The organism is Flavobacterium petrolei (genome assembly GCF_003314435.2).
Lineage (GTDB): Bacteria > Bacteroidota > Bacteroidia > Flavobacteriales > Flavobacteriaceae > Flavobacterium > Flavobacterium petrolei.
This window is the reverse complement of sequence record NZ_QNVY02000001.1, coordinates 405,008-417,233: the sequence shown is the minus strand read 5'-3', so window position 1 is coordinate 417,233 and position 12,226 is coordinate 405,008. Positions and strand designations below refer to the sequence as shown.

General features: G+C 34.2%; 14 protein-coding genes. 2 read left to right on the top strand and 12 right to left on the bottom strand.

What is annotated here, in order from left to right; translation table 11 throughout:
* Positions 1-63: 63 nt before the first annotated feature.
* From DR871_RS01845 to DR871_RS01820, 6 genes are all read right to left on the bottom strand, one after another.
* Positions 64-315 (bottom strand): hypothetical protein, encoded by a 252-nt coding sequence (locus tag DR871_RS01845; protein WP_113665481.1) that lies wholly within the window; start codon positions 313-315, stop codon positions 64-66.
* A gap of 109 nt (positions 316-424) precedes the next feature.
* Positions 425-1,300, bottom strand: coding sequence for an ACP S-malonyltransferase (fabD, locus tag DR871_RS01840; RefSeq protein WP_113665105.1), 876 nt, complete (start codon positions 1,298-1,300; stop codon positions 425-427).
* Positions 1,301-1,504: 204 nt separating this feature from the next.
* Positions 1,505-2,455: a bestrophin family protein gene (locus DR871_RS01835; protein ID WP_113665106.1), complete on the bottom strand. Its 951-nt coding sequence runs from the start codon at positions 2,453-2,455 to the stop codon at positions 1,505-1,507.
* Positions 2,456-2,494: 39 nt separating this feature from the next.
* Entirely contained in the window at positions 2,495-3,202 is a 708-nt protein-coding gene (locus tag DR871_RS01830; RefSeq protein ID WP_113665107.1) for an adenine nucleotide alpha hydrolase family protein, read from the bottom strand.
* A gap of 80 nt (positions 3,203-3,282) precedes the next feature.
* Complete coding sequence (locus DR871_RS01825; RefSeq protein WP_113665108.1) at positions 3,283-4,671, bottom strand: HAMP domain-containing sensor histidine kinase; 1,389 nt, start codon at positions 4,669-4,671, stop codon at positions 3,283-3,285.
* A gap of 3 nt (positions 4,672-4,674) precedes the next feature.
* Complete coding sequence (locus tag DR871_RS01820; RefSeq protein WP_113665109.1) at positions 4,675-5,349, bottom strand: response regulator transcription factor; 675 nt, start codon at positions 5,347-5,349, stop codon at positions 4,675-4,677.
* A gap of 226 nt (positions 5,350-5,575) precedes the next feature.
* Here DR871_RS01820 and DR871_RS01815 point away from each other — a divergent pair, with 226 nt between their 5' ends.
* A complete protein-coding gene (locus tag DR871_RS01815) occupies positions 5,576-7,219 on the top strand; it encodes a hypothetical protein (protein ID WP_113665110.1) in 1,644 nt (547 codons plus the stop codon).
* Between the two features lie 38 nt (positions 7,220-7,257).
* On the opposite strand, the gene DR871_RS01810 is transcribed toward DR871_RS01815, so the two are convergent.
* Together DR871_RS01810 and DR871_RS01805 are read right to left on the bottom strand one after the other, a co-directional pair.
* Positions 7,258-7,575: a DUF6370 family protein gene (locus tag DR871_RS01810; protein ID WP_113665111.1), complete on the bottom strand. Its 318-nt coding sequence runs from the start codon at positions 7,573-7,575 to the stop codon at positions 7,258-7,260.
* 39 nt (positions 7,576-7,614) lie between these two features.
* Positions 7,615-7,977 (bottom strand): DUF983 domain-containing protein, encoded by a 363-nt coding sequence (locus DR871_RS01805; protein ID WP_113665112.1) that lies wholly within the window; start codon positions 7,975-7,977, stop codon positions 7,615-7,617.
* Positions 7,978-8,069: 92 nt separating this feature from the next.
* On the opposite strand from DR871_RS01805, the gene DR871_RS01800 reads away from it, so the two are divergent.
* A complete protein-coding gene (locus DR871_RS01800; RefSeq protein WP_113665113.1) occupies positions 8,070-8,933 on the top strand; it encodes a helix-turn-helix transcriptional regulator in 864 nt (287 codons plus the stop codon).
* 105 nt (positions 8,934-9,038) lie between these two features.
* Here DR871_RS01800 and purT read toward each other — a convergent pair whose 3' ends face one another.
* From purT to DR871_RS01780, 4 genes are all read right to left on the bottom strand, one after another.
* The gene (gene purT, locus DR871_RS01795) at positions 9,039-10,199 is read right to left on the bottom strand and encodes a formate-dependent phosphoribosylglycinamide formyltransferase (RefSeq protein WP_113665114.1); all 1,161 of its coding nucleotides are present in this window, start codon (positions 10,197-10,199) and stop codon (positions 9,039-9,041) included.
* A 61-nt stretch (positions 10,200-10,260) separates the two neighbouring features.
* Positions 10,261-10,617, bottom strand: a complete 357-nt coding sequence (locus tag DR871_RS01790; RefSeq protein WP_113665115.1) for a bleomycin resistance protein — start codon at positions 10,615-10,617, stop codon at positions 10,261-10,263.
* Positions 10,618-10,776: 159 nt separating this feature from the next.
* Positions 10,777-11,253: a hypothetical protein gene (locus tag DR871_RS01785; RefSeq protein WP_113665116.1), complete on the bottom strand. Its 477-nt coding sequence runs from the start codon at positions 11,251-11,253 to the stop codon at positions 10,777-10,779.
* Positions 11,240-12,046, bottom strand: coding sequence for a hypothetical protein (locus DR871_RS01780; RefSeq protein WP_113665117.1), 807 nt, complete (start codon positions 12,044-12,046; stop codon positions 11,240-11,242). Before DR871_RS01780 ends, DR871_RS01785 begins: the two co-directional genes overlap by 14 nt.
* Positions 12,047-12,226: the final 180 nt, after the last annotated feature.

Sequence of the window (12,226 nt, the reverse complement as noted above, 5' to 3'; positions counted from 1 at the left end):
TGAATGAAAACGTTCTTTCTTAATTTGTCATTCGTTCAGGTTTCAATTTGATTTGAAGTAGAGTTATTTTTTTGCGGCTTCTTTCAACTTTTCAGCGGCTTCATCCATTTTTTTCGCTCCTTTTTCAAGAACTTTTCCTGCTTTAACCTTAGTGGAATCAGCTGCAGCATCAACTTTTACAGCTGCTGTATCGATAGCATCTTCCATTTCATTGCCAACGGCTTCGGTAGCCTCTTTTACTTCGTCTTTTGTTTCTTTTTTGCAAGAAGTCATTAAAGTTGCAATAAATGCTAATCCTAAAAGTGCTTTTTTCATTTTTTTCATTTTAAAAGTTAAAATTAATTTGAACTCGTTCTATAAAGATAAAAAAAAATCCTCATCAACCAGAGTTTATGAGGATACTATTTTGAACATTAAAGGCTAATTATGCATTTGCAGTAACCGCTTCTTTATCAATTTTTCCAATCAATCCTGCCAATACTTTTCCAGGACCTACTTCAGTAAATAAAGTGGCTCCGTCAGCAATCATTTGTTGTACCGATTGCGTCCATTTTACAGGTGCTGTCAATTGGATAATTAAATTCTTCTTGATTTCGCTTGGATCTGAAACTGCCTTTGCCGTCACATTTTGATATACTGGACAAATAGGAGTAGAGAAAGTAGTTTCTTCAATAGCTGCAGCTAGTTCTTCACGTGCCGGCTCCATCATTGGAGAGTGAAAAGCACCACCAACTGGTAATAACAAAGCACGTTTTGCACCTGCTGCTTTCATCGCTTCACACGCTTTTTCGACTGCTGATGTTTCTCCAGAAATCACTAATTGTCCCGGGCAGTTGTAATTTGCGGCCACAACAATTCCGTCAATTGAAGCGCAAACTTCTTCAACGATATTGTCAGCCAATCCTAAAACTGCTGCCATAGTCGAAGGTTTTATTTCGCAGGCTTTTTGCATTGCCAAAGCTCTTTGTGAAACTAATTTTAATCCGTCTTCAAAGGATAAAGCTCCGTTCGCCACTAAAGCTGAGAATTCACCCAATGAATGTCCCGCTACCATTTCTGGTTTGAAATCTTCGCCTAATGTTTTTGCTAAAATCACCGAATGCAAGAAAACGGCCGGTTGCGTTACTTTGGTTTCTTTCAATTCTTCTGCAGTTCCTTCAAACATTATGTCTGTGATGCGGAAACCTAAAATTTCATTGGCTTTTTCGAATAATTCTTTTGCAAGAGCAGAATTTTCATATAAGTCTTTACCCATTCCTGTGAATTGTGCGCCTTGACCTGGAAATACGTATGCTTTCATGTGTCTAATTTAAAGATTGAAAAAATGTATAGATTGAAAAATCAGTTTCAATCGGGATGCAAAAATACTATTTTTTACGGTATTTAAAACTATCGCTTTAAGTCGTTTTCCTATCGAAAAAGAGATGCCGATTTTCAAACAAACATTTAATATAAAAAAATCCACCCCAATAAATAGAGTGGATTGGCACTAAAAATGAAAATTTTAAAGTACGAAATACGTGTTTTTTAGCGGTTTAATGGGTTGATTCGCTGTTTGGTATGAATAATATTCTTCTTCAAACTCATCTCGATATTCGTTTACCATTTGCATAAGGTTTTTTTCAATGGTATTTGAAATAGCACTTACAGGAGTGTCTGTAGGTCTGTTTTCAAATGGATCCTGCAAATGAATAGCCATTTTTTCGATTAAGAAAAAAGCGGCAGCAATAGTTGTTACTAGTGGGATTTGAAGCCAACCAATGTTATTTATCAAGCCAAAAGGCAATAGAATAATAAACAAACACAATGCAAACCTAATGTACATACTATAAGTTGTTGGGAAAATGGTGTTTTTTATACGTTCACATTTACCCATCGAATCACACAATCGCGATAATGTATTGTCTATTTCTACCTGTTGGTAAACATTAATTTTACCGCTACTGAGCGCTTTTTTTAAATCTTTGGCATGTAACAGTAAAATTGCGTTAGGAACATGTTTGTGTTTTTTTACAAAACGCAATTCGTCTTCGTCCAGTAAACCTTTTATTGGCTTTAAAGGATCTTTTTCTCGGAGCGACTGTCCAAGACTATAACACCAAGCTGCTTGTCTTTTGGCAAATTTTTCTTTAAAATCGTTTGCCTGAACCGAAAAATCTGGATCATCATAAAAAATAATGATCTGGCGCAATAACGTTCTGGAATCGTTGACAATAGAACCCCAAATTATTCTTGCTTCCCACCAGCGGTCATACGCTTGGTTCGATTTGAATGCCAGTAATAATGAAATAATGGTTCCAATTATTGTAGGTATCGCAATAGGAATATTGGTTGAAATCGTTTCGAAGAAATAATGAAACATTTGAAAGGAAATACAAAACACAATGACTAATGTCAATTCGGTTCTTATTTTACCCAACACATATTTCATTGGAATTTTTTTATTTAATAACATATACTTTGGATTAAAATTTTAAACAATCATTTGATTTCCCTAGTAAATCTCTTCGTATAATGAAAGAACTGGTAATCCTAGTAACTCGTTGAGTGCTGCTTTTTCTTTCTTTAATAGTTTTAATTTCTTTGGTTTTCTGGTTTCAATCAATATGTTGATGTTGTTTTTAGCTATTGTATCGCTCAAAAAAGGTTGGCTTTCGTTCGTTTCGCTTTCACTTACAATTTTCAAAGAAAAAAGTGTATTCACATAAGCTTGCAAATCTTCTGCATGAAGGAGTGAATCTGAATTTTTAAGGTATAAAGCTTGGCTAAATATGTCTTGGTCAAAGTTTGCGTTGGTATGCAGAATCGGACATTTGCTATTGGAAATAATTTGGATGCAAAAAGAATTGATTTTCTTTTTTGAAGATTTAAAAGAAGGAGTTATAATGGTTAAACCAATGTTGAAATGGCTTGCTAAATTTTTAAAAACCGGTGAAGAAATTCCGTATTGATGGTGGATTTTTAAGCTGCAATTTTTACTTTCAGAGATGATTTGGCGACACAGATCCAAAACATTTTCTTGGGTTGAGTTTAAGCCTGTATTGATATTTCGCAATAAACTGGCAGAGGAAAACGTGTCAGGAATATCTGTAAGTAACATTAATGTGAGCTGACATTGGTTGCCATTTGCAGAATTAATAGCTGTTTTTACAGCATTGATTGTGTCGTTTTGTAATGTCGATGGGATAAGAATATTTTTCATATGTAGCAGATTTGATTTCTTTATACATACAAAATAACAGTTCCCAGTTTATAGCAACCTTAAATTAAAATTAGAATATTCTAAGAATTAACATTAGAATTTTTAATGTTGACCGTATTAAAAGTAATATTTACAATTGTCCCTTTGTCAGGTTCCGATTGTATTAGAAGTTCTCCGTTGTGCATCCGGATTATTTTCATGGCAAGCGGAAGCCCTAAACCATAGCCATTATATTTTGATGCTTTTTTGCCTCGAAAGAAAGGCTCATAAAGATGTGGAATATCTTCCGCGGGAATACCAATTCCAATATCGGTAATTGAAATTTTGATACTTGAGTTGTTGGCAGATAAAGTAACAAATACCGTTTCGTTATCCGAATATTTGACTCCATTCGCGATAATATTATTCAATGAAAGTTCCAATAAAGATTTGTTACAAGGGATTTCCAGCAAGCTTGGGTCACTTGGAATTTTCTGGATCTTAATAGTTACTCTGTTGTTGGGGTAAATTTTGTCAATATCTGATTTTACATCCATTAAAAGTTCATCAATACGGACGATATCTAATAATTGTTTTTTACCGTCATAACCGGTTTGTGTAAGTTTCAGAAGACTTTCTGTAAGATCGCCAAGTCGGGATGCCTGACTGTGAATATTTTCTAAAGATGCAATGTAATCCGCAACATTTCTTTCTTTCAAAAGCATGATTTCTGCTTCAGCAATGATGGTTGTTACGGGAGTTTTTAGTTCATGTGACGCATTATTGATAAAATTTGCCTGAATTTCAAATGAGGTTTCCAATCGGTCCAGCATATTGTTAAACGTCTTTGTCAAATCACCAATTTCATCCGAACTCTTAGTCTCAGGAAGGCGGTTGTGAAGATTTGATGCGCTAATTATTTTTACTTCATCCGTAATTCGCGCTACTGGATTGATGACTCTTCTGGCCAGAAATCTACCAAGAAAATACGCCAATAATATAAAAGCCAGCCCTCCAAAAAACAGAATTTGAATGATATAGATACTGCTGACATTTCCCCTGCGGTCTATTGCAGTAATGATTACAATATATTTTTGATTGGATTCCGTAAAAGTTTGGGCATAAAAATAGCGGTTGCTGTTTTCTATCCAATTAGAACCATTGACCATTACTTTCGAATAGAAATCAGCTGGTAAATCGAGATCGGTGTTATATTCAAAGGTATTTTTTCCACTGACTTTTAACACATAATTGTTCTCATCAATCAGTTCTTCAAGTCCATTGGCTTTAAATTCTTTGAAATAACGAGTTTTTACAGGGTCATTTTGATAATGAATCGACGCCACAATTTTAGCCCGATCTTGTAATCTTTTTAAAAAATGATATTGGTTATTTTGTTTGAACAAAAAGAAAACCACCAAACTTAGTAAAAGTGTGCTGAGGGTTGAAAGCGCAATATAGGTAAAGGTAATTTTTTTCTTAATCTGCATTTTTTATGGTTTCAGTACATAACCCAAACCTTTCATGGTGTGGATTAATTTAGTGTCGTATGGTTTGTCAATTTTTTTCCTCAAATAGTTAATGTAAACATCAATCACATTGGTGTTCATCTCAAAATTAATATCCCAAACATTGTCTAAAAGTTGCTCACGGGATAAAATTGTCTCAGAGTTAATGGCCAGATAATATAAAAGTTTAAATTCTTTGGCCGTCAGTACAATAGTGTCTCCATTTCTGGATACGGATTTTGTTTTCGAATTAATTTGAAGATCATCAATAGTGATAATTTCATTCGGTTTTTGTACTTGACCCGCCCGTCTGGAAAGTGCGTTGACCCTTGCGTCAAGTTCCAGGAATTTAAAGGGTTTCAATAAATAATCATCGGCTCCGGAATTCAATCCGTTTATTATATTTTCAGTGCTTCCTAAAGCGGTTAACAACAAAATGGGAACAAAATTTTTCGCGGCTCGCAAACGTCTGCAAATTTCAATTCCATTAATGTCAGGCAACATTACATCTAGAATTACCACATCAAAATTGTGATTCGAAAGTAAATCTAATGCTGTTGTGCCATCAAGCGCAACACTTACTTCGTGATTTTTTTCTGAAAATCCTTTGCGGATAATTGACGAAAGATTAGGTTCATCTTCAACTATTAATAACTTCATTAACATTACGATTTCCACAAATCTAATGATTAAACTTTTGTTTTTTTTCGAAAAAACCGCTGCTAAACTAATATTAACAAAACCTTATAAATAGTTGAAAGTTGTATTTTTAGCTTTTTTGATCCAAACCAGAACATTTTTTTGGTCTTTAATATTGATTTATTACTACTTTTTTCTGTAACATTTTTCGTTTTGTGTAAACTAATAAACTATAAAAAACAGCGTTATGAAAAAGATAGTTGGTATTGTTTTCTTGTTCCTTTTTGGGTTTTTCTTGTTTTATGGCATCCTGCCGGTAATCAATTATGGTTTTACGGGTTTTGCCTTTATTTTGTTGGTTTTAGTACTTCTTGCTATTATTTTTTCTCTTGGATTAACGGTTTCTCAACAAACCAAACAGGTCAAGATTGTCTCTAAGCCAAACAAGATTTTATTTGTTTTGGCAGGACTGCTTTTGGTGTATTGTACTGCGCTTCCTTTTGTAACCAGCCTAAAAATGTTCCGGAGCGATTCGTATCAAAAATTAATTGGCGAGGTTAAAAACGGTCAAAAAATCACCAATCATATTGCTCCAATTTCTATTGATAAAATCCGTGTTGTCGATGAGGAATTAGCGCATCTTTTAGGAGAGAAAATTTTAGGTTCGCAACCCGCTTTGGGAAGTCAGGTAGAATTAGGTGATTTTTGCATCCAAAAAGTCAATAACAACTTGTATTGGGTTGCGCCTTTATTGCATTCGGGTTTTTTAAAATGGTTTAACAACCAAGAAGGAACTGCGGGATATGTTATGGTTTCTGCAACTAATGAACGTGATGTAAAATTAGTTCAGAGTATAGGAGGGAAGGATATTAAAATTAAGTACCAGCAAGGCGCCTATTTTCAAAGCGATATTCACAGACACGTTTATTTTAACGGAAATGCTACGGTTGGTTTGGCTGATTTTAGTTTTGAGATTGATGATGCTGGAAATCCGTTTTGGATTGTTACGAAATATGGAAAAAAAATTGGTTTCTCAGGAAAAGAAGCGACAGGAGTTATTGTGGTTGATGCGCAATCGGGTGTTATAAATGAATATTCAATTCCTAAAACGCCAAAATGGGTGGACCGAATTCAGCCTTTGGATTTCATAGAAGATCAATTGAATGATTGGGGCGAATACGTTCACGGGTATTGGAATTTTTCTAATCAAGATAAACTTCAAATTACGGAAGGATTGACATTGGTTTACGGAAAAGACAATAAATCCTATTGGTACACCGGATTGACTTCCGTGGGGAAAGAAGAGTCTGCTGTAGGTTTTGTTTTGGTGGATACCAGAACCAAAGAAACAACCTTTTATAAACAAGGTGGCGCAACAGAATTTGCTGCTCAAAGCTCTGCACAAGGGAAAGTTCAGGAGAAAGGATACAAGGCGTCGTTGCCTATTCCGTACAACATTAATAATATTCCGACTTATGTGATGACGCTGAAAGATGATGGCGGCTTGGTTAAAATGTTTGCGATGGTTGCCATTTCAGATTATACGATTGTGGGTGTGGGCAATACCATGCGAGAAACCTTGACTTCGTTTAAAAACGTTTATAATATGGCGGATAATAAAATAAATCCGAATAGTGTTTCCAATAAAAAATCGCTGAAATCAGTCGTGACCCGAATCCAAAATGATGTAAAAAACGGGAATAGCTTCTATTATTTTAAAGTCAAAGATTATCCTAATATTTTTGTGGGTTCATCCCAAATATCCAATCAATTGCCGGTGACCATGGTGGGTGATAGTGTCACAATTTCTTTTGATGTAGACTTGGAAGAAGTGATTGATATCTCGAGTTTTGAGAATAGTAATCTCAAATTGAGTATGAAATCGAATTAATGATAAAGGGCTTAAAGAATTTTCTTTAAGCCCTTTTTTTATTTTTTTGGCAACAGTTTAAAAGAAGTAGCTTTGAACCGATTATCAACTACTTTACCAGTAACTTCCGCTTTTCTTATTGCCGCACAAAAACCATCATCGGCATGTGCATCTCCGTGGGAGTCGATGGAACTTCCGTCAACAAAATAGGACTTTCCGTCCATGCGAACGGCTAATTCACAACCATGTCCTTCCATCCCAAACTGACATTGTCCGCACGAAGCTTCAACAATTTGAGGTTTTGGTTCTTCTTTTTTATCCTGAGCGCTAGCAAGTGTTGCAGAGAACAAAATAGCTAAATATAGTATCTTTTTCATAAATGATTAAATTTTACTTTAGCTAAGATACAGGTTTTTTTACATCGAATAATTTTTAAACATGTAAATCCACAATAATCTGGAAAGACGAATATTGATGGAAGCCATTGCAATAATCACCACGGCAATGATTGGAATGATTCGTAAATCGAAAGTTTCGGTAAAGAAGAATTGGGCAATAACATAAGTCGCAATTCCTTGTGCTACTGTTAACCCATAATTTACATACATGGCTCCAAAAAAGTAACCGGGTTCTTTTTCGAATTTGTAATTGCAATGAGAACAATATTCGTTCATTTTAGGGAATCCAAAATTGAAAAAGATACTTTTTTCATTGAAAACTTTGCCTTTAAGACAATGAGGGCAATCATTATTCAAGATGTGTACAATAGAATTTGACATCGTAATTATTTTTATCAAAGGTATTTCTTATTCATGTCATGGATGTTTTCTATATTCGCTAATTATAGCACAATAAAGACATTTAGAGCAAAATGAAAAAATATCCTATTTATAACATTCAGCGGTTTAACTGCAATTCTGTGAATAGTGATTTGTATATTAATACCTTTAAAAATCACTTAATTGATCATAGTTTTGTTGAGGAACCGCACAGGCATAATTCGTATGTTTTGGTCTTTTTTACCAAAGGTTCGGGAACACATGAAATTGATTTTGATGTGTTTGCGATTCAGCAGGGAAGTATGTTTTTTCTGCAACCCGGACAAATGCACCATTGGAATTTATCTGATGACGTGGAAGGATTTGTAATTTTCTACTCGCAGGAAATGTATAATCTTTATTTTGGACAAAAAACAATCGCCGACTTTCCATTTTATTCCTCGGTGGACAATAAACCGGAAATGGTTTTTGACGCATCCGAATTGAAAGCGATTCTGCCTTATTTTGAAAGTCTGATTGTAGAAATACAATCGAATCAGCTTTTGAAGCAAGATAAAATAATGAATTTGTTGGATATTATTCACATTGAAATTGCTAGAAAATATAGTGAAACACATTTGCACGAAGCACATTCGTATAATGTGAAAATTAAAAATTTCGAAGTACTTTTAGAGCATAATTTTAAAACAGAAAAGGCGCCTTTTTTCTACGCTTCACAACTCAATATTACTTTGAAACACTTGAACAGGATTTGTAATGAAATGTTGCAAAAAACCACAACAGAAGTGATTACAGCTAGAATTATCCTTGAAGCGAAACGCATGCTGATGGATAAAAAGTTTACCGTCAATGAAATTGCAACGGAATTAGGCTTTGATGATTATTCTTATTTCACCCGATTGTTCAAGAAACATACAGGAATGACTCCGACAGATTTTCGTATTTCTAAAAAGTAAAGACGGATCAATGTCGTTTCCTTAAGACGTGTGTCAAGTAGAGCGCAGTCGAGACTCAACGCTTAGTCTCGACTGCGCTCTACTTGACAATACTATGATAGTAAATTAAGAATGCACGGTAACCAAATTGGCTGCTTTCTTCGCTTTTTCTACCACTTCTTCAATTGGAGTTTCTAAAGTATCATTGACTAAAGCCACAGCCATTCTTCTATACGGTCTTGAAGTTGGTTTGCCAAAGATTCTGAAATCCGTTTTTGGTAAGGAAGCAATTTTTTCTATTCCGGAATAGGTTGGATTTGTAGAATTTTCCGAAGCTAAAATTACAGCACTCGCTCCCGCTTTTTCTAATGTAATTTCGAAAATAGGCAAACTCAAAATGGCTCGTAAATGCAATTCGAATTCGTTGAAGTTTTGCGTTCCCGCCAAAGTTACCATTCCTGTATCATGAGGTCGAGGCGATAATTCCGAGAAATAAACACCGTCATCAGCCAAGAAAAATTCTACACCAAAAAGTCCTGCGCCACCCAAAGCTTCGGTTACTTTTTCGGCCATGTCTTGCGCTTCGTACAAATCCTTGTCGGATATTCTGGCGGGTTGCCAGCTTTCCTGATAATCGCCACGTTCTTGACGGTGACCAATTGGCGCACAGAAAAGTGTTGGGTTATTATTTTGTACCACCGTTAATAATGTGATTTCCGAATTAAATTTGACAAATGCTTCCACAATTACTTCTACCACATCACCTCGGGAACCTTCTACGGCATAATTCCATGCTTTTTCGATATCCGCTTCGGTTTTTATAGTTGATTGTCCTTTTCCTGAGGAACTCATTAATGGTTTTACGACACACGGCATTCCAACGGCTTCAACACCTTTTTGCAATTCCTCGGCAGTGGTGGCGTAGCGATACTTGGCGGTTTTTAAACCTAATTCTTTGGATGCCAAATCCCGAATTGCTTTCCTATTCATGGTGAAGTTTGCCGCTTTCGCAGAAGGAACTACGGTGATTCCTTGTTTTTCGTAATCATAAAAACGCTCGGTCCTGATGGCTTCGATTTCAGGTACGATAAAGTCTGGTTTGTGTTTGGCGACGATTTTGTCTAACGCATCTCCGTCCAGCATATTGATGACTTCAAAATCATGGGCAACTTGCATTGCCGGAGCATTTTCGTAACTGTCCACAGCGATTACGGTTTGTCCGATACGTTGTGCCGCGATTGTAAATTCTTTTCCTAATTCGCCTGAGCCTAGCAATAGTATTTTCATTTTTTGAAGTCTTAATTAGAATGTAAAAATACTAAATTGCTTTTTTATGACTGCCCATTCGCTATAAACTTTGCCCGAAAGTCAATAGATTATGATCTGGGTCCAATATCGAAAATTCTTTTTGTCCCCAAGGTTTGATTTCCAGAGGACCATTGGGATGAATGGCAACGCCGTTGTTCAAGAAGTTGCTATAAACAGTTTCAATATCCTGCACCCGAATGTAAACTCCTGAGTAATTTTCGACAGCATTAATGGTCGGAAACTCAAAAAAATGAATTTCAATGCTGTCTTTTTGTAGCATCAAATACCCATCAAAATCCGCGCTACCCCATTCCTGAAAACCCAATTGGTTGATATAGAAATTCCGTGTAATTGCTTTGTTACGCATGGGTAACTTTGGGTTGATGGCGGTTAGCATGATGGTTTGGTTTTTGATTAGTTCTATAAGTCTAGTTTGATCACTTGTTTTATTGCTGTTGTTTGTGGTAATAAAAGAATTTTATTTGCAAAGTTGGTTTAGTGATTTCAATTCATAGCTAGTGCTATGCTCTTAACTCTAGCTTTTGATGGTATTGCTTTATTTAATTAATTTTCCGGATTTAATTACAAATTTTGAAAAGGTGTTAAATAAAATAACGAACGAAATTAGCGATAAAATTGAAAAATATAGTACAAAAGATTTTAAAATTGCCATTGTGGTAATTTCAGTTTCAAAAACTTTAAATATTGTTGGAATATATTTTTCAGGATATAAATTTAGTAAGACAATAAGACAAATAGTTGCTATAAAAAGTATCATAGATGTTTTAAACCTATCTACAAGTTCGTGAAGTAAAGTTTTAGAATTGTTTTTACTACTTTCTTGGTTATAAAGATTTTTTGAGAAAGGAGAAGTAGCAATAATTGATAATGCAGTGATTGAAAAACCTGTTGTTATTGATAAAAAAGTGGCAACAACTTCAAAAGCTTTATTATTCAAGTTAAAACTTATTGCAAAAAAGGATATTGCAAAAACTGAAATGAAAATTTTAAGTATTATTTTAAGTGTTTTCATTTTTTACTTTACTTATTAATATATTGTATACATCATCAGATGAAAACATTTCATCTTCATCAACTAGTGCCTCAATATCAATTTTTCGTGAAAAGCCTTCGGTATTAAAAAGCATTCCTAAATTATTTTCATCTTTACCTGAGATAACAATGCTTTTTAGTGAATTTTTTTGTTTAAATATTGATTTAACTTTGTCGATTAAATAATTATTTGTCAATCTATTATTATAACTTAAACTTAAAGTGGCAACACTAGCCTCATATCCATTGATTTCTTCAGATAAAATTTTGCTTAATAATCCTGAATCACTGAATAAATTCGGCACTGCAGAAATTTTTATATTATCAAGTGTTTTTAACATCTCGATGAATTGTGTTTCATCGTAAATTTCTTTTATAACAATTGATGAAGTAGGGAAATATCTTTTAAATAATTCTATTAAGGCAGTCCTCTTTTTCGAATTACTAATCCATAGAAAGCTAGTTTTAAAATCAATGATTGCAAAAGTTTGTCTAGGTTCAACTTGATTTTTTTGTCTAGGATTTGGCTCTTCTTCGTTTGTATTAAAATTATAAACATTTGGATTTCTTGGTCCTACCATTCCTTCTCCAAAATTCATTTTCATGTAATTTTCTTCATATTCTATATTGAAAATTTGAACTTTACTATCATCATTGTTTGTATATGAACCCGTCGGAAGATTCTGTTGAAAATTATCAATATATAATCTTTCATCATTTAGATATAGAAAAACTCCGCTAAAAATTAAAGATTTCTTATTTGCTTTCTTCATATAATTTTTAAATTGTTATTTCTAAATTTATTGACTTCTTTCTTTTTTGTGTGTGCATTGTCGCTAGTTAACTTGCTGACAGGATTTATATCGTTATTAAAATCTACCTAAATTTTGCGGCTTTAGGTAGCCAAACGAAATTTAAGTTAATCTCCTAAAAGTATAAAATTAAAAATACAA